Here is a 22,436-nt window from a genome sequence, read left to right on the forward strand (position 1 = left end):
ATGAAACTATAAATAGAGAGAAGAGATTGTCGATGATTCAATTACATGTATATGAAGAGATTCTTACTTTTAAAGAAGAAGTTACGCCATTTTTAGAAAAGAATGAGCAGGAAAATAATCTTATATTAGGTGTATTACAAATGGTCCAACAACCGATATTTATGGGGGTAGTAAAACAAGAGGAAGAAATTGCAGTTGTATTTCTTCAAACGGAAGAGAAGAAACAAATCATTGTTGCTACGTCTGAAATTGCGGAAGCGGACATCGTGGAACTTGCAAAAAAATTAACGGAAGTATACCCAAATGTTCCAGGATTGATTGGTAATAAGAAAATTGTACAGAAATTAGCGGAAAAGATTGCGACGTTAGAACAGAAAAAAACTATTGTTGCAATGGAGCAAGGTGTATATGAATTAAAACAAGTAAAGAAAAAGTGGAACGGAGATGGAATCTTTCGAGAAGTAAGTAGTGAGGAGCTACCATTAATAGAACAGTGGATATATCAATTTTGCGAAGATGTGAAGCTTCCTACTACGAAAGAAGAAGCGAAACAAACCGCCCATACATTAATTACTAATCGTCGTCTTTTTGGTCTAGAAGTAGACGGGAAACTTGTTTCTGTAGCTGCAAAAACGAGACCAACTACAAACAATATAACAGTTAATTTCGTATATACGCCGAAAGAAGAACGGAAAAAAGGGTACGCATCTAGTTGTGTCGCTGCACTTAGTCAACGTATGTTAGACGGAGGTTACAAAACAACGACTTTATATACGGATCTAGCAAATCCGACATCAAATAAAATTTACCAAGAGATTGGTTATGAACAAATTGCGAAGTCTGTACTTATATTTTTAGAGAAATAAAATGAAAGGCACGCTATTAGAGCGTGCCTTTTTGTTATTCATCAATTCGAATTACTTCACCTTGCGGGAAATTCTCAGTTTCTAGTAAGCTACGAATTGCTTTCGCAACGTATTCAGGTGATAGTAGTTTTCCTTCTTCTTTTAGTGTGATGAAGCGATCTAAATGTATGAAGTCTTCTTTATTTGTTTCACGAATTTGTGCTTGCATACTTGTATTAACAACACCAGGTGCAAATGCGACGATTTTTACCGGATATTCTTTTTCTGCTTCTTCGGTTGCTACGCACTGTGTAAACATATTTACACCAGATTTCGTTGTACAATAAGCGCCCCAGCCAAAATAAGGATTTTTTCCTGCACCAGATGAAATGTTAATAACGCGTTTATCTACTTTCCAGTCTTGCGTATGTTTCATGAAAGTGGAGGTAAGAATCATAGGTGCAAGTAAATTAATTTGAACGTTCGTAATGAGCAGTTCGCTTTCAGCTTTTTCTATTGGTTTCATTGGTGCAAGTGTACCAGCGTTATTAATTAAATGAATAGAGGATACAGTGTCTTCTGGAATAGATGAAATGATTTCGTTAAAGTTCGTTTCTAAATTATGTACATCTTGAAGATCTAAGGAGTGGAAAATACAATTGCTATTATATTGCTCTGCGAGTTTCGTAAGCTCTTTATTTTCTCTTCTAGAAATAGAGATGATACTCGTGTTTTCTTCTAACAACTGTGCGGCGATTGCCTCACCTAAACCTTGTGAAGTTCCTGTTACGATAACATAACGCATAGTGTAGTAAGCTCCTCTCGTATGTGCGGAATTTTGTTGGACAAAGTACATTGCATAGTTTGTCTACATTTTATAGTATAGAGCACTTTTTACTATAATTGAAATGAGATGATTGTGTGCCTTTTATAAATCGTTTTACGACAACAGTACCTGGTGCCGTCACGTTCACTGGGAATACGCTGGGACTTAGTCCTACATCACCTGCACCAGGTAATATTTTTGGTACACTTGCTGTTTTTACGACAGTAAATACAGCGTTGCAAGTACCAGGATTCCCAGCAGGGACAACAGATGAGTGGCAATTGAATTCTTCAAGTGCAATTTTAAACCTTCCAGCGGGAAGCAGTGTGTTATATGCAGAATTAGTTTGGGCTGGTACTTTCCGGACTGATACGGAAGATGTTTTACCATTTTTAAATGATAACATTACATTTACAACGCCAGCAGGGATCTTTTCTGTTACGCCAGATCCTGCTACCGCGCAGCAAGGTTCTGTAGGAAATCAGTTTTATTATGCGCGCTCTGCCAATGTAACGAATCTTGTTAGTGTAGGTGGGGCAGGCACATATACGACGGGTGCGGTGCCAGCTGCAAGAACTTCATCTGATCCAACTATCAGTCGTTCGGCTGGTTGGACACTTGAGGTTGTGTATCAAAATGCAAGTTTGCCACTTCGAAATTTGTCAGTTTATGCAGGTCAAGAAATTATCGATGCTTCATCACCACCAGTTGATGCTACTATTTTAGGATTTGCTACTCCAGCGACAGGAGCTGTAACAGGACGAGTGCTTGTAACTGCTCAAGAAGGTGATTCTAACATTGTTGGAGATCAACTTCGCTTTGGACCGAATGCAAATGCTACAGTTGCATTATCCGGCCCGAGAAACCCTGCTAATAATTTCTTTCAGTCACAAATTTGTAACGACATTGGAGAGTTAGATACAACTGGAACGTTTGGAGATTTGAATCAGCCATTAGGGATAGCTTTAGCGGTCCGAAGACAAGGGTGGGATATTACAAATGTAAATGCCTCTGCATCATTAGTAAATAATCAAACGTCAGCAACGGTTCGATTCGTTACAAATGGAGATGGATATGCGGCAGCTGGTTTTGGGATTCAAATTGATGCAACGGGGCCAATTATTAATCCTGTTAAATCGGTCAATAGAACAGTTGCAGGAGTTGGAGATATTCTTACCTACACAATTACAGTTCCTAATACAGGTACGGGAAGTGCAGAGAATGTCATATTACAAGACAGTATTCCGAACGGAACGACGTTTGTTACAGGTAGTGTAACAGTAGGTGGAGTAACACAGCCGAATGCGAACCCTGCTAATGGAATTAATTTAGGCACAATCCCAAATAACACGCAAAGAGTTGTTACATTTCAAGTGCGAATAACATCGTTCCCAAACCCAAATCCTATTTCAAATCGTGCAATGGTGTCATATCAATTCCTTCCTTTTGTCGGTAGTCCACCTATTACTAGTATGTCTTCTTCAAATACAGTACAAACGACAGTGAATCAAGCAACTATAAGTATGCAAAAATCTGTAGATTTACAGACAGCAACACTTAATGATGTATTAACATACACGGTTAATGTGACGAATAATGGAAATGTCACTGCCAATAATGTTGTTTTTGTCGATAGTATCCCTGGTGGAACAACATTTGTTCCAAATAGTGTTACGGTGAATGGAGTAGCACGTCCAGGAGCGAATCCAGCAAGCAGTATTAATATAGGAAGTATTAATGCATCGCAAACGACTGTAGTGCGCTTTCAAGTTCGAGTAACATCGAATCCTCTTATCAATCCAATTCCAAACCGCGCGAGTGTAACATTTAACTTTATTCCAGTGCCTGGTCAACAACCAGTTTCAGGGCAAGCGACAAGTAATACTGTAGTTACGACAATTAATATAGCTGAAATAACAACGAGAAAAACAGTGGATAAAGCTTTTGCGACGGTTAACGATGTTCTTACGTACACGGTAACAATTCAAAATACAGGAAATGTACTTGCGACGAATATTATTTTTCAAGATCCAATCCCAACTGGAACGACTTTTATCGCAAATAGTGTAACTGTAGATGGAATTTCGCAACCTGGAACAAATCCGGGAACTGGGTTTACAGTTGCTAACATATCTCCAGGTGGAAGTAGGACAGTTACATTTCAAGTACGAGTAACTTCTACGCCATCAGGAGGTACGATTGCGAATCGCGGAAATGTATCTGCTAATTTCATCGTTAAACCGAATCAACCACCAGTAACGATTAATAGACAAACGAATACAGTTGTGACACAAGTGAATACAGGCGGTTTAAATGTAATAAAAGAAGTGAATACAACACAAGCAGCAGTCGGTGACACTTTAACGTACACGATTGCCGTTCAAAATACAGGAAACGTTCCGTTAACAAATGTATTTTTCCAAGACCCTATTCCCTCTGCTGTTTCATTTGTTGCAAATTCTGTAACAATTAATGGAGTATCACAAAGTGGATTGAATCCAAATACAGGATTTTCTCTTCCGAATATTCCTGCGGCTCAAACAGTTGTAGTCACATTTGACGTATTAATTGTACAGGATCCAGGAAATGAAGATATTTTAAATCAAGCCAATGTAACAGCAAGTTTTCAAGTGAATCCGAGTCAACCACCAGTAACAATCAATGTTCCGAGTAATGTTGTGAATACAACAGTACAATCAGGGGACTTTGAAGTTGTGAAATCAGTGAATACGAATGTTGCAACAGTAGGGGATGTTTTAGTATATACAATCGAAATTATAAATGCAGGTAGTGTACCAGCTACAAATGTATTTTTCCAAGATTCAATTCCACAAGGGACATTATTTATTGAAAATAGTGTAGTTGCTAATGGTGTTTTACAAGAAGGGGCAGATCCAGAACTTGGATTCCCATTAAATAATTTGCCTACTGGCGCGAGTGCAATTGTTACGTTTGAAGTATTAATTGATGAAATTCCCCAAGGAAATAATGTCGTAAATAATGCGAATGTAACTGGAGATTTCCTTGTAAATCCAACAGAGCCACCAATTACTGTAACAGTACCAAGTAATACTGTTATGACAGTGGTGAATTCTTCAGGGTTAAATGTAATGAAGAGTGTAAGCGCTACTGAAGCAGGAGTAGGAGATACGTTAACGTATACGGTTCGTATACAAAATAGTGGAACGGTAGCAGCGACAAATGTGTCATTCCTTGATCCAATTCCATCTGGAACCACTTTTGTAGCGAATAGTGTAACAATAAACGGGATATCTCAACCCGGTTTAAACCCAACAACTGGATTTCCACTTGCTAATATTCCAGTAGGAGGGATGGTAACAGTTACTTTTCAAGTGACGATCACGAGTGTACCACCAAATAGAGTTCTTCCGAATAATGCGAATGTAACTGCGGATTTCCAAGTAAGTCCTCTCCAGCCACCAATTACAATCGTGACGATTAGTAATATTGTTGTGACGCGAGTAAATGTGGGATCACTAAATGTAATGAAGAGTGTAAATACACCACAAGCAGGAGTAGGAGATACGTTAACGTATACGATTCTTATTCAAAATACAGGAACTGTTCCTGCAACGAATATTATTTTTCAAGATCCAATTCCGTCGGGTACTGCGTTTGTAGCAAATAGTGTGACGATAAATGGAGTTGTTCAACAAGGTGCGAATCCTATGGCAGGATTCCCAGTACCGAATATTCCGGTCGGACAAACGGCTACGATTACGTTTCAAGTTACAGTGACGAGTGTTCCGAGCGGTGGAAATATAAGAAACCAATCGAACGTTACTGCAAGTTTTCTTATAAATCCTGCAAACCCTCCAATAACGACTGTTACGAATAGTAACTTTGTAGTGACGCAAGTAAATACAGCTCGATTAAATATACAAAAATCTTCATCTGTACAACAAGCTGCACTTGGAGAAACTTACACGTATTCTATAGTCATTAGAAATAATGGAACGGTAACAGCGACGAATGTGTCATTCCTTGATCCAATTGCTCTAGAAACCACTTTTGTAGCAAATAGTGTAACGATAAATGGAACGCCTCAACCTGGATTTGATCCAAATATAGGTTTTACGCTTCCTAATATCGCTGCTGGAACAGCATTGACTGTAATGTTCCAAGTAACAGTAGTTGCGCCATCCACACGAGGAGCTGTACTAAACACGGCATCTGCTACAGCTACTTTTTTATTAAATCCTTTACAGCCCCCTGTAACAACGACGAATACAAGTAATACGACAGTAGTTACAATACCATTACCTCCTCCTGGTGAAGTAACAGCAATAAAAACAGTAAATGTTGCCGCTGGAGCTGTTGGAGATGTATTAACGTATACAGTGCTAATAACGAATGTAGGAATTATTCCTGTTACAGATGTACTTTTTCAAGATGTCATTCCGGAAGGGACAACGTTTGTTGACAATAGTGTAACGATAGGTGGAATACAGCAACTTGGATTAAATCCAGAAATAGGCTTTACAGTTAGTCCATTATTAAATGCTGGAGCGAGTATTTCTGTAACGTTCCAAGTGACCATTACGGAAATTCCAGATAATGAAGTCATATTAAATGATGCTGACGTTACATTTACTTCACAACCGAATCCGCAGGAGCCACCGATTACGCAAACGATATTAACGAATTTAGTCGTTACGACAATTAATATAGCTTCAATTTTCCCAGTAAAAATAGTAGATAAAGAGGCGGCGACGGTTGGGGAAATATTAACTTATGATGTCCTAATTTTTAACTTTGGAACAGTGCCGGCAACGAATGTTCAATTTCTTGATTCAAGTACGAGTGGTGTAGCATTTGTACCAGGAAGTGTGAGTATAAACGGCGTCCCGGAACCTGGATTAGATCCGTTTATAGGCTTTACAGTTCCCGATATACCTGTAGATGATTTTGTGCTTGTCACATATCAAGAGATGGTAACGAGTATTCCTCAAGGGGGAACAGTTGTAAACTTTGTAGATGTTACGGCTACATTTGCTGTAAGTGAAACAGAGCCGCCTATTACTGAAACGACAACAAGTAATACGACATTAACAGAAATCAATGAACCTGGATTCAACGTTTTAAAATCAGTAAGTCAGCCAATTGTTGCAGTAGGCGATACAATCACATATACAACAGTAGTTCAAAATACGGGAACAGTGATAGCGACGAATGTTCAATATAGTGATGTATTACCGTCCTCAATAACATTGGTACCGGATAGTGTAACGATAGATGGTGTGCTACAACCTGGATTAGATCCTAATAATGGATTCCCGCTTCCAGATATTAACCCGGGAGGAAGTGTAGAAGTCACATTCCAAGTAACCGTTGTCAGTGTTCCATCAAACGGAACAATTGCCAATACGGCGAATGTTACGGGAAGTTTTATATTAGTACCAGGAGAACCACCAGTTGTAGTGAATCAGCCAAGTAACACAACGCTAACAACTGTAAATAGAGGAAGCTTTACTATTATTAAACAAGTAAATAGAGCAGCTACTCTAATAGGGGATGTATTAACCTATACAGTGCAAATAACGAATACAGGAACAGTAACAGCAAATAATGTTCAATTTATTGATACGATTTCAGCAGGAGCGTCATTTGTCCCAAATAGTGTAACGGTAGATGGAGCCCTGCAACCAAACTTAAATCCGATTACTGGCTTTGAAGTTGGAGATATACTAGTTGGTGAAACGGTTATAGTGACGTTTCAAGCGACAGTTATAAACATCCCGTCATCAGGAACAATCACGAACGTTGCAAATATAACAGGAAGTTTTACTTTAGTGCCAGGAGAGCCACCAGTTGTAGTAACTGAACCGAGTAATACGACAATAACAAGGGTAAATAGAGGACGATTTAATGTTATAAAAACCGTGAATAAGCAAGCAACACGATTAGGAGATACGTTAACGTATAGTGTGCAAGTTACAAATACGGGAACGGTAACAGCGACGAATGTTCAGTTTATTGACGTTCCATCGCCTGGTTTAGAATTCATTCCTGGAAGTGTACAGATAAATGGGATTCCGCAAGTAGGTTTAGATCCTTTTGTAGGCTTTTCATTACCGGATCTCGCAGTGGGAAATGGCGTATTAATAACGTTCGAAGTAACTGTAATCGCAATACCACCTTCTAATAGTATTATGAATTCGGCGAGTGTAACGGGTGATTTCGTATTGATTCCAGGAGAACCTCCGTTTACAATTACGAATTCAAGTAATACGACAGTCACACCAGTAAATAGAGGTAGTTTAGATATGCTGAAAGAAGTAGATCATCTAATTGTTGGAGTAGGAGAAACAGTAACGTATACTGTTCGTATATTAAATACCGGTACTGCTGATGCGATGAATGTTCAATTTATAGATGTGTTATCTCAAGAAGCTGATTTTGTCGCAAATAGTGTAACGATAAATGGAGTTCCGCAGCCGGGGTTAAATCCGCAGGTTGGATTTACGATACCAGATATTCCGGTTGGTGAGACTGTACTTGTAACGTATGAAGCTACGATTACAAGTTTTCCAGATGGTGGTACAGTAGTAAACGTTGCTGGAGCGTTAGCAGAGTATATTTTAGTACCAGGAGAGCCGCCAATTACAGTAATGGACACGAGTAATACTGTTATTGTAACGGTAAATACTGCAATTTTATTTGTTGCAAAAGGAGCGGATTTTGAAGTAGCGATGGTAGGAGATGTTGTCACTTACGGAATTGCTGTTATTAATGATAGTACAGTTCCAGTGACGAATATTGTTTTAACAGATATCATTGATCCGAATACGTTATTTATAAATGGCACAGTAACAGTAAACGATGTACCTTTTCCATTTGCTAATCCGAATACTGGTATTCCGTTAGGTGATTTTCAGCCAAATGATGCAGCAATTATTAATTTCCAAGTTGTAATAACAGGGGGGCAAATCAATAATTTAGTTACAAATACTGCTACAGCGAATGGATTTGCAACTGTGAATCCAAATGAACCGCCTGTAGTAGTTGAGGGCGATAGTAATACAGTTGTTATCCCGTTTATTCCTCAAAATGTTTCAACGGCAGTCGTAAAAACTGCAGATCATCAAACAGCAACGATAGGCGATGTTATTACGTTTACGACAGTTATTACGAATACGGGGGATACTGTCATACAAAATATTCGTTTTCAAGATATGTTAGATAGTAGTGTTCGATTTGTCATTGGAAGTGTAACAGTTGATAATACGCCAGTGCCAAATGTAAACCCAGTATCAGGATTTCTTATAGGAAGTTTAAATCCAGGTGAAGCACGGACAGTTTCGTTCCAAGTAGCAGTGGAGAGCGCGCCAAGCGGTTCAGGGAATTATATAAATCAAGCGAGTATTCGCTTTGAACATCAAGTAGGTACAGTGTTACCACCTGTTACACAAATAATAGAAAGTAATATTGTTGTCATACCGTTTGTCCCAACAATTGAACAAATTTGTGAAACAAACTTTAATTGCTTAGATATAATTCCATTTCAATGTTCTCCGTGTAATCAGTTGCACAGGCATAAAAAATAAAACAAAAAAGAGCATCCTAAAAGAATAGGATGCTCTTTTTATGTGTATTGATCATATAGATTCATTTTCGGGCGAGGTAAAAAACTCGTTAATTTTGTTGGAAAGTAGAAATGGAATGGCTCCTTTTATAACAGAAATATCCCAGTCCCACCATGCGAGATTTTCTAGTTTTTCAATGATTTCCTGCGGGAAACGATATCGAACAAATTTTGCAGGATTACCAGCTACAATTGCATATGGTGGTACATCTTTTGTAACGACACTCTTTGCACCAATAATGGCACCGTTACCAATCGTAACACCAGATAAAATGCAGGATTGATAACCAATCCATACATCATTGCCGACTACGATATCACCTTTTGAAGAAGGGTGACCAGTAATATGTGCTCCTTCATCAAAAAGTGCATTAAATGGGTAAGTCGTTATCCAGTCTGCGCGATGTTCACCACCAAGTATGAACACGACTTCTTCCCCTAATGAACAAAACTTACCTATTTTTAATTTTGTTTCATCATTCCAAGAAAAAATAGTTGGACCTACTTTACTGTAAGTATAATCACCGATATCATATTTATTATATTCAGGATTTTGATTTAAATATAACATACCAATTTTAGCATCCTCTCTAAAGCAAGTAATGGATATGGAACATTATATGCAACTTAGAATAAGTCGAACTGTGTTGTATGAATTGGTAATGTACAAATATAGTAGTAGATGCAACGAATAAAAAAGGAGTGGAATGAATGATATACGAAATGGGGTTATATAATAAACCTTTTCAATCAATTCAATCAGGACAAAAAGTATATGAAGTACGTTTATACGATACAAAACGTCAGCTTATAAAACAAGGAGATCATATTGTATTTACGAACCTTACGACGTCAGCAACGATGACTGTAAAAGTAACGGAAATAAAACGATACGAAAGTTTTAAAGCAATGTACGAACAAATTGATAAAAAATTATTGGATTGTGAAAATGATAGTTTGGAGGAGATGCTAGAAAATACATACAAAATATATACGAAAGAACAAGAACAAAAGTGGGGAACAGTTGCGATTGGTATTGAGGGAATAAAATGATAAGAAATCGCGGCGCGGCTATCATTGTGCAGGAAGGTAAAATTGCTCTTATAAAACGTATTCGAGAAGGGGAAACATATTATGTTTTTCCAGGCGGAGGAATTGAAAAAGGAGAAACACCTGAAGAAGCAACGAAGCGAGAGGTATATGAAGAGTTAGGGGTACATATAGAAGTGGAGCATCTAATTGCAACGGTGGAGTATAAGGGTACGGAGTATTATTATAATGCCTATATTACAGATGGAGTTTTCGGAAGTGGTGAAGCTGAGGAATTCGAGCTGAAAGATAGAGGGATTTATATTCCATTGTGGATGCCGATACATGAGTTGAAAAAAGTGAATATAAAACCGTATGAAGTGGTCGGAAGTATTTTCAATCATTACAAAATGTAAGGTCTGACAACATACAAAAAAAACCATTGACATAGTCTTCTGATTTAAGTATTGTATTCGAGTATGTTTATAATCAGGAGGTTTATATGAGCAATCAAACTACTACACATCATGTGAAAATGACAACAGCGGATCCATCTGGAATTGGACTATTTGGATTAGCGATGGTAACACTTGTAGCATCATCTCAAAAGTTAGGCTTAACAGATGGCGTTTCACTTGTATTACCATGGGCAATCTTTTTAGGAGGATTCGCACAAATCTTTGCGTGCATTCACGATGCAAAGCATAACAATACGTTCGGTACAACAGCATTCGGTGCATACGGCCTATTTTGGTTAGGTGTTGGAATGACTTGGTTAATTCAACTTGGAGTATTTGGCGAAAAATTAGCACAAGCTGCAGATTCAAAACAGCTTGGGGTAGCCTTTATCGGATATTTGATTTTCACGATCTTTATGACAATTGGTGCAATGGAAACACATAAAGTATTATTTATGATTTTCGTCCTTATTGATTTCTTATTTATCGGTCTTTCATTAAGTACTTTAGGTGTTATGCCGCATGCAATGCATAATTTAGCAGCATATTCTGAACTTCTTATTTCATTATTATCTTTCTATGGTTCAGCAGCAGCAGTGTTAAATACACACTTCGGAAAAGTTGTTTTACCAGTTGGAAAGCCGTTTGGTATTTTTAAAAAGTAATAAAAAAGCACAGATGATTGTATAGTCATCTGTGCTTTTTTGTATGAAGTAAACGGAAATAATAAAAAATATAATTGAAATTGATTCTCATTATTAATATAATGAGAATGAGAATCATTTATTGTAAGAGGGGGATGCCGAAGTGGCGAAAATTTTAATAGCTTATGCAAGTATGTCAGGAAATACAGAGAGTATTGCTGATTTAATTAAAGTTAGTTTAGATGCTTTTGATCATGAAGTAGTATTACAAGAAATGGAAGGCATGGATGCAGAAGAATTGTTAGTCTATGATGGAATTATTTTAGGATCTTATACGTGGGGCGATGGTGAACTACCATTTGAAGCGGAAGATTTCCATGATGACTTGGATAATATAGATTTATCAGGGAAAAAAGTAGCGGTATTCGGATCAGGGGATACGGCGTATGAACTGTTTTGTGAAGCGGTAACGATATTTGAAGAGAAACTTGTAGAACGCGGTGCAGAGCTTGTACAAGAAGGGTTGAAAATTGAACTAGCTCCAGAAGATGAAGAGGATGTTGAAAAATGCAGTAATTTTGCAATTGCATTTGCTGAGAAGTTCTAAGAATGGGAGTGTCAACGTGGAGACAATGCTAAGTGCGACCGCTATCACAAAGTTAAGAGATGGAAAACTTATGTTAGCTACTACATATAATGGCTTATTTATTGAACAAGACGGAGAATGGAAACAAATTTTAAATGGTTTTCAAAAACGAATTAGGGATTTACATAGCGAGGATAATGTAGTGTATGGTGTAGGGGACGAAGGGATTTTTATTCGTAGTATGAATGGTGGAGAGAACTGGACGGTGCAGCGTTTTCCAACAAAAGCAACGAGTTGGAATGTGTGTAGTAATGTACAAGGAACTGTCATTGCTCATGGAGATAAAACGTTGTATCATTCGAATGATTTTGGTTCGACATGGGAAACCATTCATCCATTTCTTGAGTATGGTGGCGAGGCACCATCTATTCGATCGTTATTTTTATATAAACATTACTTATTTATCGGTACGAAAATACATGCTAAATATGGTGGTGTTTGGCTCTTTAATTTGGAGACACGTAAATTAAAGAGGATTAAGATCGTGATAAATCAGATGATCTCAGCGTTGACTTTACACAATTCTTATATAGTAGCAGCCAGTGGGTCGTGCAAGGGGAGTAGCGGGAATATTTCTTTTTGTAAAATAGATGAAAGTATTGATAGTGAAAAAATACATTGGCACACATGTCAAAGTGAGCAGAAAGCAAGTAGCTATTTAGCCTTAAGTGTAGATCAACATGTGCTATATACAACGTCAACGCAAAATAAGGCGGGAATTAGTACGGTTTGTCGTGTACTCCTAGAAGAAGGACTTGTTACAGTATGTGACTCAGTTAAAGGGCATGGCTGGCGCATTGTTAACCAAAAAGAGGGCTATGTTGTAGCTGGATCAGGTGAATCAAAAGCAATGCAGCGGAAGAAAAAAGTTATATAGCAAAAAAAACTTTGCTTTTATTATAGTGATATGATATATTATATCTAAACCATTTTACTTTTAATAATATAGAGATTTAAATGAGCTGTAACTTCCGAGGAGGATAGCAATGTTAAATCTCCTCTGGGGTTGCAGTTTTTTAATGTCTGAAGTATTATTGTAAAGTGGTTGAAAATGAATATGTACATATAGGTACATTGTAGGAGGATTTTTTAAATGCAAAACGGTAAAGTAAAATGGTTTAACTCAGAAAAAGGTTTCGGTTTCATCGAAGTTGAAGGCGGAGAAGACGTATTCGTTCATTTCTCAGCTATCCAAGGCGACGGCTTCAAAACTTTAGAAGAAGGCCAAGAAGTTACTTTCGAAGTAGAACAAGGTAACCGTGGACCTCAAGCTACAAACGTTAACAAGAAGTAATTACGGAAAAAAGAAGGGCTTGCCCTTCTTTTTTTTTGCATTTTTTATTGAATAGCCTCCTATGTACATAGCATAATGAGATTTAATTTTCGTTTTTAGACGAAGTATTTCATGCATAAAGTGCATGAATGAATAAATAAATACTGAAAATAGAGTATGTGTGTGAAAAGGAATGTAGAAAGAGGTAAATAAATTGGAAAACGCTACACATTTTATTGTGTTTGATATAGAGAGAAATTTTAGGCCGTATAAATCAGAAGATCCGTCAGAGATAGTTGATATCGGGGCTGTAAAAATAGAAGTAAGTACAATGAAGGTAATTGGAGAATTTTCAGAGTTAGTAAAACCGAGTGCACGTCTTACTCGGCATACGACAAAATTAACGGGAATTACAAAGGAAGATTTAATTGGTGTGGAGAACTTCCCGCAAATTATAGAGAAATTTATTCAGTTTATTGGAGAAGACTCTCTATTTGTTTCGTGGGGAAGAGAAGATTATCGTTTTCTATCTCATGATTGTACGTTACACGGTATAGAATGTCCAAGTATGGAAAAAGAGAGGAAATTTGATTTACAGAAATTTGTTTTCCAAGCGTATGAAGAACTATTTGAGCATACACCAAGTTTACAATTTGCAGTAGAACAGCTTGGTTTAACATGGGAAGGAAAGCAACACCGAGCTTTAGCAGATGCTGAAAATACAGCCAAGATACTTCTTAAAGTATATAGCGAGAGAGATATTCATAAACGGTACAAAAGACATGGTGAACTTGAACTTGTAGAGAACGGAAAACTAACAGAAAAAGCGAAAAAAAAGATGCGCAAATGGGTATTTAAAGAAATGAGAAAAAATACAGAGCGTCCTTTCATTTGGAGTACATTTGAAAATAGTGACACGTGGGAAAATATAACGGAAAGATACTATATAAGCGAATCTACAATAGAACTGTTGAAAAAGCATTTTCCTACGGCGGTTAGAAAGGCGGAAAGGCTGATTAGGCATTTGGCTGAGATGGAGAAAGTAGTAGAAGAAAGTTAGTGCTATAATCTATTTTATTCATATGTACAACTAAACTTCAGGATTAAGTCGCTGAGGTTTAGTTGGAAAATTTCCGGCTTGTCCCGTATTAGTAATGGAATATTTTATTGTTGTTAGTACGAATGTACATATTATTTGTTTTCTAAGAAAGATAATTGAGAGTAGTGTGAGAAATAGAACAAAAAAGAGAGAAGATTACGCAGAGGATTCATTATTTAGGGAGAGATAACGTGAATTTCCAGTTTGAAATATAATAGGAAAAGCATTGTTTACATTGTTCGAATTAACGAGTTAATATTCATTTTCTGAAAACGGAATATTTAATCTGTTTTCTATAGTACGTAAACGTTGATTTAAACGGTTCAGCCGGCGGGTGTGTCGCTCAACTGTATTTTCTAATTGATGAACTCTTTCATTTAAGTTATTCACTTGAAAGTTTAACTTATTTATTTTTTGTTCAAGTTCGAATATTCTTCTTTCTGATGAATTGTAACACCCCATATATATCCTCCATTCTATTAAAGTAAGTTTAATCTATAGTAGTATATGTATAAATGAAAGGAAAGGTAACTTAATTTAGAAGACTTGGAAAATGCTTAATATATCTTTAAGTTGCGGTGTATTATAGATTAAAGTCGGAGGGTAAGATAAGAATTTATACAAGGGGGGTGCGATAGTGATAGATATGGATATTAAAGACGTCACGGTACAGATGGAATTAAATGGAGTCTTTTGGAATGAGGATGGGATTGCTGAAATGACCGTGACTACAAAAGAAGAGCATTCTCTTCTTCTTCGTCTAGTAGTTGACTTAGAAAGTAAAACTATTAGGGCAACGAGTGCCGAAATAGTGAATGGATTCTGCCCTCTGTGCAAACAGAAAAGGGACGAATGTAGTGAACTGAATGACTTACAAAACAAAATGGATATTTTAGAAGAAGCTTACGATTGGGTGAGAGAGCATCCAGAATATCGTTTTCAATTATCTTTTTACGAGTACAATAAATTTGAGGTAGTAAAGTGAAATTTTCATTTTAATCACATACATAGTGACTACTCTAATGGAAATACGCTTGTACAATAAAGGAAGGAATCTACTAGATTCCGCAACAAATGTCATCTTGAGTTAAAAAATAAGCATATATTGTTATAAAACAGAGCAACCGATTCTTAGTAGAATCGGTTTTTTTATAAATATCAACTATGCCCCACAAATAAAAGAGCGCTTGTTAACAGCGCTCAGGAAAAATAGTTATATGGAAGCATTTATCCCGCATTAACGGGCAGTAAGACCCCCCATCTTAGAATTCAGCTGAAGCAACGAAGTTAGGTGGGGTATCAACTGCCCGTAAAAGCCCGATTGGTTCAACTAATAATCAGTGGGGATAAACAAAACTCCTACTGATTCAAGTTTCACTTTATTCAATCCCGTTCGGGTCATAAGAATACTGCTGCTTATTCTCAATCCGTTCAATCACATCTTGCAACTCATCCGGCTTCAGAAACTCAATTGGAGAGAAGCCTTTCTCAAACGTAAGTGTATCAGCCTCAATCATTAATACGTATCGGTCATTTACCTTTGCGATATGTATTTGATCCCCGAAATCAGCGAGCAGGGCCTTTACAGAGATATGGTCTGCTTTTAGCTTTAATTCCACTTCAGGAGCATGCTCGACGATTTGAGCTGTAGCTTCCATTACTTCTTCGGTTGAAAATTGTTCCATAATTTCACGTTTCGGACTGGCAGCCCATACTTCCATCGCTTGGTCGAATTGTTCACGTTCTTCCGTACCTTCTTCAAATACATCTTCAATTTGGTCATATACCATGTCCATTACTTGTGTTTTCATAATTTCAGGCATAGAGCGTTCGTATTCGACGAATTTTAAGAAGTCTTCAAAGTAGCGGGCGTGTGATGCTTGGTGAATTTTTAATTCGCCCACTTCGACCATACCTTCTTCAGGCATGTACGGATATTGGATAGATTTCATGTTTTTTGTTGTGATGGCCATTTCAACGTTACGAATCAGTGTAGATTCATCTGAAATTGAAGCAACTTTCGGTTCAAAGTCACATTTCATAACGAAAACGAATGGATCATCAAAGTATTTGCGTAGTTTTGCTTGCGCAATTAAAAATACACCACCGCGTACAGCACTTGTGTCAAGATATGTATAAACGAGAGGTTCGCTCATATCTTTAAAGTTTTCTTTAGTTTCTGCAAAGCGAATGCGATTAAATAGGTTGTAATGAGGGTTTGAATCAAGTTCGTGTCCTTCTTCTACAATGAAGCGACCAATCTTTGTCGGAGCTTGTTCTGTTTTCGCATGACGTTCTACTTTTCGCTTTGAAATTTTTAATAATTCACCATTCAAAAATTCTTTTAAGGAGCTATCTTCATATTCTTCAGCGTCTAATGTTTGAAAATGTTTGTAGCGTTTATCAACAGCTTCACCTTTTCCTTCTACTTGTACAACATAAAAGGAAAGATAATTTATTTCAAAATCCATATTTATCACCTTGTTTCATTTCATTAACTCTTATCAGTATAGAGATGGAAAAAACTTTCGTCAATTTATATAAGGAAGGGGGAGCCCCTTCCTTCATATATTTTTTCCTTTCGAAATTAAAATCCGTCTTCTAATGCTGAAAATGGAATGTTTAGTCTATTTTCTATTGTACGTAAACGTTGGTTTAAGCGGTTTAATCTACGTGTATGACGCTCAACCGTGTTTTCTAATTGACGTACTCTTTGTTCAAGCTCATTTACTCGTCTTTCTAGTTGACGATTTCCAGTACCAGGAAAAGAGATTGGAAGTTGGAATTGTCGATTTTGATCATATGGATTAACTTGTTCTACCGGATCTATATATTGCTGGTATTGTGCTTGTAAATCATATTGAGGCTGATAACCATTTTGGTTATATGGATCGTATGGATTGTAGGGGTACATAAAACATCCTCCATTTCTTTAAAATAGGTTAATTTCACCATAATGTATGTGCAAAAGCGGAGCGGTGGCACGGCAAATACCTATTTATCCCGCTTTAATGGGCAGTAAGACCCCCACCTCAAAATGCAGCGAAAGCAAAGAAGTTAGGTGGGGGATCAACTGCCCCTAAAAGTCCGATTGGTTCAACTAATAATCAGTGGGGGATGAAGAAAACCCCCACTGATTAAAGTTTCACTTTATGTTCACAGGATGTTCCTTTATAAATAAGAATATGGAGTTTTTACATTTGTATTTCGTTCGTTTTATGGTATATACTGGATAATATAATGAGGTTACATAAAGGTTACAATTCAATCAAACTCAAACTTTTATGTAAATATGTATAGACATTTGGAAAAGAAAAGGGTAATTTATATAGAGTAAAAAATAACTTGTAACAATTTATAAATATATTGTAAAATGATTGTAACAAAACATACATAAAAATGAAATAATACATAAAAGTAATATTGGGAAAAAGGGGAGAGTATATTGTTCCGTAAAGTAAAGGGTATATTAGTTGGGGTGTTATGTGTAGCTATAGTGAGTGGTTGTGGTGCAAAAGTAAGTGATGTTGCATTAGTAAGTGATATTGGTGGACACACGGTAGAGGCTAAAGCAGAGGTTCAGGATTCTATTAGTTTAGTGGATGGTCGAACTGGTGCGGAAGTGAAAAAGCTAGATTTATCGAGTCTAGGTTATTTTGAAGACGAAGCAAAATTTAAAAAATCGGTAACGAAGGTTGCTAAGGAAGTTGGTAAAAACGTTGACAAAAAGATGGTTCCTTCACGTTTAGCATCTGATGGAAGTTGGCAGGAAGGAAAACCTTCTTATGAATTAATGGAAAAAGAATTAGTAGATAAATTATTAAATGTTGGTATGTGGGATTCTTCATATCAATTACCTATTGTTGAGAAAAAGCCTACTGCAACACTAAGTGATGCGCAAGGAAGTGGTACGGTAATTGGTAGATATGAAACGAATTTAGGTGGCTCAGCAGGTGGCCGTATTGAGAATATCCGTTTGTCAGCAGCGAGCATAAATGGAGTTGTATTAGCAAAAGGAGACAGTTTCTCTTTCAATGCATTAATTGGTGATACAACGCCAGATAAAGGATATCAATTAGGAAAAGAAATTGTAGATGGTAAATTAGTAGATGGATATGGCGGCGGTGTTTGTCAAACATCATCAACATTATACAATGCAGCAGATCAAGCTGGTTTGAAAATGGTAGAAAGAACGACACATTCTAAAACGGTAGGTTACGTTCCACAAGGAAGAGATGCTACAATTGCATATCCATACTTAGACTTAGTGTTTGAAAACACGAATGATGCACCTGTGAAGCTTTATATGGGTATTCAAGGTGGAAAATTAGTTGCTGAAGTACATAAAATGAAATAAGAGTTATAAAGTCACCTTTTCTGAAAGTTAGAAGAGGTGACTTTTTTATTATGAAAAGAAAAAGTGTATAAATTCTGACTTTTCTTATTTACATAGGGTGGTTTTAGTTGTATCCTTCAAAGTAACGGTAATATGTAATGGAAAAATATTGGGATAAGGAGATGGAGTTATTCATGATACAAATTCATCCGCAAACACGTATTGGTCATGTTGAATTTAAAGTGCAAGATTTAGAGCGTCAAATTGCTTTTTATGAGAGTGTAGTAGGCCTAGAAGTAATTAAACAAGAGGGGAATAAAGCATATTTATCAGGACAAGGTGGAAAGAACACGTTACTTGTTCTTGAAAAGTTAGAGGATGGGGTACTGCAAGAGCCACGTACGACTGGTATATATCATGTAGCCTTTTTAGTTCCGACTCGTGAAGCCTTTGCTTCGGCTTTATTTGGGGTGATTCGTAACAAGAATGTAATTGATAGCCCAGCTGAACAAGAAGGGCGTTATACATATTCTAATGAAATTTTACCAATTTCAAGGTTTAATAGTGCAAGTGATCATACGTATAGCGAAGCGTTTTATTTACAAGATTTAGAGGGAAATGGTATTGAAATTTACGCAGACCGTCCGCGTGATCAATGGGGAGAAGGACCAGGAGGAAGTACGCCGCTAGATTTAAAAGAACTGGCAACACTCGTTGATTATGAGGCTGATGGATTACCTGCTAATACTGTCGTTGGGCACGTACATTTACGAATAGCTGATGTAGAGAAGTCACATGAGTTTTATGTAGAGACAGTAGGGTTTGAAGTGCAACAACGCGAAGATGACTGCTTATTCATTTCAGCAGGAGGATATCATCACCATATAGGTGCAAATACGTGGAACGGCGTAAATAATCCACACCCACCCGCACATGCAACTGGACTTAAAGTGTATACAATTGTATTACCGCATAAAGAAGCGTTAGATGAAGTGAAAGAAAGATTAATAGAAAAACAACATAAAGTAAACGAAAATACAAACGGATTTACAGTAGTAGATCCTAGCGGTATTACAGTGCAGTTTGAAATAGAAACAGCATAAAAGAAGTCGGAAGGTGAATAATCACTTTCCGGCTTCTTTTTGATATGTAATCCAAGTAGCACAAGGATTGAAAGGAAAGGATTTTAATATTTCCATTGCATGTATACTCGTTGAATCGAATTCACCTTGAATGAAAGAATAACCGTGTTTACTTGCATACATAACTTGTTTGAAAACGAGAAGTTTCAGTAAGGGTAAATTTTCTGTAGTGTGGGTCCCGCCCCATCCTAGTTCTACTGTATTAGTCTTTTCTGATGTATGGAGGAAAGAGTACGCAATAATTTCATTCTCTTCATCTATCATTACAAAGCTCCCATCTAGTAATACGTCATCAGCTAAGATCTGTTCTTTCCAAGCTTCGAGCGGGAATGAGGCAACCGGATTTGCTAAGTGAGTATCCTCATAATTCGTTTTTACTAAGTGAGCTAGCTTTTCAAAGAAACTATTATTGGACAAGATGTTTGATAAGCTTTGTACATCATAATTTGAATGAAGCATTGTATCGATAGGGATGATTTTTTGTACGTCTAACATTGGCATATAAGTTCTTCGGATTTCCGTAAAATTATGTTCTTCATAATAGGCTTGTAAATGAGCCGATGTTTCCCATATAGAGGTTTGTAATGGTAATTTGAAGTTTTCTCGTTTTAGAATCTCGTTTAATAAAAATTGTTCTATGTGTAGCTCTGAATAGAGAGGGTTCGTATATATTCGAAAGTATGTGCAGTATGGATGGAAGCTACTGTTCCAAGTGAAAAAGATGCCTACTACATCTTTTCTATAGCAGGCAACATACGCACATTTTGTTTTACTATCTCGTAATAAGTTAAATAGATAAGAGTCTTCACTATATAAATCAATAAGTTGTTTTCCTTTTAGCTCGTTACTTCTACTATATTTCTCTATAATAAGATTATTTTCATTGGATGACTTTTTCATAGATTAATCCAAAACCTTCTTACTACATTTCCATCTTCTTCAGTGAAATCATCATCACGAAGCCCACCGTTATGTAAAATTGTTTTTTCAGAAGCAGTATTCACTTCGTCGCAAACGACAAGTACTTTCTCGATGTTTAATTCCTTCGTTTTTTCTAGCGACAATTCTAATAACTTCGTAGCATAACCTTTTTTTCTTTCAGAAGGGCGAATGCCATAACCAATATGACCTCCAGCGTTAAATAAATGTTCGGTTAAACTATGACGTATATTAACAGCCCCTACAATTTTATTTTCATCTGTGACGAGCCAATATGTAGAGTCTGGTACCCAAGATTCAGGAAGATTTATGCCGTTATGCGCATCGTGAAGTTCTTGAATCATTGCTATGAAATTAGATGGATCTTTTGAGATAACCCATGGAATCATCGTTTCACCGCTATCTTTCCATTCTTTATAAAAATCTAAGTATTCTTCTTGTAAATCAGTAGTAGGTGTTAGTAAAGAGACGTTCATTGTTGGTAATCCCCTTTATTTATGTAGTATTTTTAAAAAATTACGACACAAAATGAAAACGTTTTCTTAACTTTCTCAACCTCATTTTATGCAATCCATATCTCGTTTTTAAATGGAAAGTACAGTTTATGGTTTTTCGTATAAAAAGTAGATTGAATTCATTTTATGTTAATATTAAAAATATTAACATAAATCACCTGGGATATTAAGTATATTTTAATGAAATGCTTTTATATCGATAAATAGATGTGTGTGATAATTTTTGTTTTATCTATCTATAATGAACGAAAGGGGGAAGGACTCGTGAGTGTAGATGTTGATCTAATTATACGAATCGGTGTTGCGGGTTTGTTAGGAGCAATAATTGGTATTGAAAGGGAAATTCGATCAAAAGAGGCGGGATTAAAAACACATTTCCTAGTAGCGGTAGGAAGTGCTTTAATAATGGTCGTTTCAAAATATGCCTTTTCAGATATTATGAACGAGGAACATATGGCTCTTGATCCGAGCCGTATTGCAGCACAAGTTGTTAGTGGTGTAGGGTTTTTAGGTGCAGGTACAATTATTATACAAAAGCAGGCGGTGAAAGGATTAACGACAGCAGCTGGTTTATGGGCTACAGCCGGAATTGGATTAGCAATTGGTGCTGGCATGTATGTAGTAGGGATTGGAGCGACAATTCTCGTTTTAATTGGTTTAGAGATTGTGAGTCGTATTTTTAAGGTGCAATTTTTATTTCCGCAAAATATAACAGTGCAAATGTGTATAAATAAACATGAAGTGGTACAACAAATAGTAGAAATGCTACAAGTGAAAGGTATTCCAATACTTTCATATGAAGTAGAAGCTTTACAGCAAGGTACAGAAATAGTTTATAAGGTAGGGATGCAGCTGAAAAATATATCGTCAGAAGAAAAGAATGAATTTATTCAGCATATGCAAACATTACAGGAAGTTACGTTTATAAAGTTAAAATCATAGCGTTGAAAACGAGGATAGATGTAGCAGGAATTTCGCTATTATCTATCTTTTTTTGATATAAAATTCACATAAAGTCAAGTGTTAGTTTTGCTAGGCATGGATACATGTGTGAACGTTCCCTTATTTTTTCTCAATA

19 protein-coding genes and 1 pseudogene are annotated in these 22,436 nt (G+C 36.7%); 13 read left to right on the forward strand and 7 right to left on the reverse strand.

Annotated elements, in window-relative coordinates; genetic code table 11:
- Positions 1 to 32 precede the first annotated feature (32 nt).
- Positions 33 to 866 carry a GNAT family N-acetyltransferase gene (locus tag BAQ44_RS00840; RefSeq protein WP_071720259.1) on the forward strand — a complete coding sequence of 278 codons (834 nt, stop codon included), beginning with the start codon at positions 33 to 35 and terminating at the stop codon, positions 864 to 866.
- Positions 867 to 900: 34 nt separating this feature from the next.
- Here BAQ44_RS00840 and BAQ44_RS00845 read toward each other — a convergent pair whose 3' ends face one another.
- On the reverse strand, positions 901 to 1,650 hold the full coding sequence (locus BAQ44_RS00845) for a (S)-benzoin forming benzil reductase (RefSeq protein ID WP_071720261.1): 750 nt from the start codon (positions 1,648 to 1,650) through the stop codon (positions 901 to 903).
- A 116-nt stretch (positions 1,651 to 1,766) separates the two neighbouring features.
- Here BAQ44_RS00845 and BAQ44_RS00850 point away from each other — a divergent pair, with 116 nt between their 5' ends.
- A complete protein-coding gene (locus BAQ44_RS00850; RefSeq protein WP_071720263.1) occupies positions 1,767 to 9,239 on the forward strand; it encodes a beta strand repeat-containing protein in 7,473 nt (2,490 codons plus the stop codon).
- Positions 9,240 to 9,290: 51 nt separating this feature from the next.
- Here the strand turns inward: BAQ44_RS00850 and BAQ44_RS00855 are convergent, their stop codons facing one another.
- Entirely contained in the window at positions 9,291 to 9,848 is a 558-nt protein-coding gene (locus BAQ44_RS00855) for a CatB-related O-acetyltransferase (RefSeq protein WP_063262515.1), read from the reverse strand.
- 140 nt (positions 9,849 to 9,988) lie between these two features.
- On the opposite strand from BAQ44_RS00855, the gene BAQ44_RS00860 reads away from it, so the two are divergent.
- From BAQ44_RS00860 to BAQ44_RS00890, 7 genes are all read left to right on the forward strand, one after another.
- Entirely contained in the window at positions 9,989 to 10,330 is a 342-nt protein-coding gene (locus BAQ44_RS00860) for an ASCH domain-containing protein (protein WP_061678466.1), read from the forward strand.
- On the forward strand, positions 10,327 to 10,722 hold the full coding sequence (locus tag BAQ44_RS00865) for an NUDIX hydrolase (RefSeq protein WP_071720265.1): 396 nt from the start codon (positions 10,327 to 10,329) through the stop codon (positions 10,720 to 10,722). The genes BAQ44_RS00860 and BAQ44_RS00865 overlap by 4 nt, the downstream gene beginning before the upstream one ends.
- 86 nt (positions 10,723 to 10,808) lie before the next feature.
- The gene (locus BAQ44_RS00870; RefSeq protein ID WP_000070938.1) at positions 10,809 to 11,429 is read left to right on the forward strand and encodes an acetate uptake transporter; all 621 of its coding nucleotides are present in this window, start codon (positions 10,809 to 10,811) and stop codon (positions 11,427 to 11,429) included.
- Between the two features lie 142 nt (positions 11,430 to 11,571).
- Positions 11,572 to 12,015, forward strand: coding sequence for a flavodoxin (locus tag BAQ44_RS00875; RefSeq protein WP_001062768.1), 444 nt, complete (start codon positions 11,572 to 11,574; stop codon positions 12,013 to 12,015).
- Positions 12,016 to 12,031: 16 nt separating this feature from the next.
- Entirely contained in the window at positions 12,032 to 12,931 is a 900-nt protein-coding gene (locus BAQ44_RS00880; RefSeq protein ID WP_071720267.1) for a hypothetical protein, read from the forward strand.
- 216 nt (positions 12,932 to 13,147) lie between these two features.
- Positions 13,148 to 13,348, forward strand: coding sequence for a cold shock-like protein CspB (cspB, locus tag BAQ44_RS00885; protein ID WP_001179148.1), 201 nt, complete (start codon positions 13,148 to 13,150; stop codon positions 13,346 to 13,348).
- A gap of 193 nt (positions 13,349 to 13,541) precedes the next feature.
- Positions 13,542 to 14,387, forward strand: a complete 846-nt coding sequence (locus BAQ44_RS00890) for an exonuclease (protein WP_071720269.1) — start codon at positions 13,542 to 13,544, stop codon at positions 14,385 to 14,387.
- Between the two features lie 291 nt (positions 14,388 to 14,678).
- Here BAQ44_RS00890 and BAQ44_RS31710 read toward each other — a convergent pair.
- Positions 14,679 to 14,801 (reverse strand): annotated as a pseudogene (locus tag BAQ44_RS31710) (hypothetical protein); the annotation flags it as partial.
- Positions 14,802 to 15,063: 262 nt separating this feature from the next.
- On the opposite strand from BAQ44_RS31710, the gene BAQ44_RS00905 reads away from it, so the two are divergent.
- A complete protein-coding gene (locus BAQ44_RS00905) occupies positions 15,064 to 15,411 on the forward strand; it encodes a hypothetical protein (protein WP_071720273.1) in 348 nt (115 codons plus the stop codon).
- Positions 15,412 to 15,805: 394 nt separating this feature from the next.
- On the opposite strand, the gene BAQ44_RS00910 is transcribed toward BAQ44_RS00905, so the two are convergent.
- Both BAQ44_RS00910 and BAQ44_RS00915 read right to left on the reverse strand, forming a co-directional pair.
- Positions 15,806 to 16,897: a DUF3900 domain-containing protein gene (locus tag BAQ44_RS00910; RefSeq protein ID WP_000345047.1), complete on the reverse strand. Its 1,092-nt coding sequence runs from the start codon at positions 16,895 to 16,897 to the stop codon at positions 15,806 to 15,808.
- A gap of 116 nt (positions 16,898 to 17,013) precedes the next feature.
- Positions 17,014 to 17,340 carry a hypothetical protein gene (locus tag BAQ44_RS00915; RefSeq protein ID WP_063262520.1) on the reverse strand — a complete coding sequence of 109 codons (327 nt, stop codon included), beginning with the start codon at positions 17,338 to 17,340 and terminating at the stop codon, positions 17,014 to 17,016.
- A gap of 531 nt (positions 17,341 to 17,871) precedes the next feature.
- Here BAQ44_RS00915 and BAQ44_RS00920 point away from each other — a divergent pair.
- A complete protein-coding gene (locus BAQ44_RS00920) occupies positions 17,872 to 18,783 on the forward strand; it encodes a VanW family protein (RefSeq protein ID WP_061677723.1) in 912 nt (303 codons plus the stop codon).
- 173 nt (positions 18,784 to 18,956) lie between these two features.
- Positions 18,957 to 19,865: a VOC family protein gene (locus BAQ44_RS00925; RefSeq protein ID WP_071720275.1), complete on the forward strand. Its 909-nt coding sequence runs from the start codon at positions 18,957 to 18,959 to the stop codon at positions 19,863 to 19,865.
- 21 nt (positions 19,866 to 19,886) lie between these two features.
- Here the strand turns inward: BAQ44_RS00925 and BAQ44_RS00930 are convergent, their stop codons facing one another.
- Both BAQ44_RS00930 and BAQ44_RS00935 read right to left on the reverse strand, forming a co-directional pair.
- Positions 19,887 to 20,804, reverse strand: coding sequence for a GNAT family acetyltransferase (locus BAQ44_RS00930; protein ID WP_071720277.1), 918 nt, complete (start codon positions 20,802 to 20,804; stop codon positions 19,887 to 19,889).
- Entirely contained in the window at positions 20,801 to 21,319 is a 519-nt protein-coding gene (locus BAQ44_RS00935; RefSeq protein WP_071720279.1) for a GNAT family N-acetyltransferase, read from the reverse strand. The genes BAQ44_RS00930 and BAQ44_RS00935 overlap by 4 nt, the downstream gene beginning before the upstream one ends.
- Positions 21,320 to 21,622: 303 nt before the next feature.
- On the opposite strand from BAQ44_RS00935, the gene BAQ44_RS00940 reads away from it, so the two are divergent.
- A complete protein-coding gene (locus tag BAQ44_RS00940) occupies positions 21,623 to 22,300 on the forward strand; it encodes an MgtC/SapB family protein (protein WP_071720281.1) in 678 nt (225 codons plus the stop codon).
- Positions 22,301 to 22,436: the final 136 nt, after the last annotated feature.

Origin of the sequence: Bacillus mobilis (genome assembly GCF_001884045.1) — a bacterium.
Lineage (GTDB): Bacteria > Bacillota > Bacilli > Bacillales > Bacillaceae_G > Bacillus_A > Bacillus_A mobilis.

Coding starts and splice junctions, on each gene's coding strand:
- BAQ44_RS00840 (WP_071720259.1), top strand. CDS start 33: ATGATTCAATTACATGTATATGAAGAGATTCTTACTTTTAAAGAAGAA.
- BAQ44_RS00845 (WP_071720261.1), bottom strand. CDS start 1,650: ATGCGTTATGTTATCGTAACAGGAACTTCACAAGGTTTAGGTGAGGCA.
- BAQ44_RS00855 (WP_063262515.1), bottom strand. CDS start 9,848: ATGTTATATTTAAATCAAAATCCTGAATATAATAAATATGATATCGGT.
- BAQ44_RS00860 (WP_061678466.1), top strand. CDS start 9,989: ATGATATACGAAATGGGGTTATATAATAAACCTTTTCAATCAATTCAA.
- BAQ44_RS00865 (WP_071720265.1), top strand. CDS start 10,327: ATGATAAGAAATCGCGGCGCGGCTATCATTGTGCAGGAAGGTAAAATT.
- BAQ44_RS00870 (WP_000070938.1), top strand. CDS start 10,809: ATGAGCAATCAAACTACTACACATCATGTGAAAATGACAACAGCGGAT.
- cspB (WP_001179148.1), top strand. CDS start 13,148: ATGCAAAACGGTAAAGTAAAATGGTTTAACTCAGAAAAAGGTTTCGGT.
- BAQ44_RS00910 (WP_000345047.1), bottom strand. CDS start 16,897: ATGGATTTTGAAATAAATTATCTTTCCTTTTATGTTGTACAAGTAGAA.
- BAQ44_RS00915 (WP_063262520.1), bottom strand. CDS start 17,340: ATGTACCCCTACAATCCATACGATCCATATAACCAAAATGGTTATCAG.
- BAQ44_RS00925 (WP_071720275.1), top strand. CDS start 18,957: ATGATACAAATTCATCCGCAAACACGTATTGGTCATGTTGAATTTAAA.
- BAQ44_RS00930 (WP_071720277.1), bottom strand. CDS start 20,804: ATGAAAAAGTCATCCAATGAAAATAATCTTATTATAGAGAAATATAGT.
- BAQ44_RS00935 (WP_071720279.1), bottom strand. CDS start 21,319: ATGAACGTCTCTTTACTAACACCTACTACTGATTTACAAGAAGAATAC.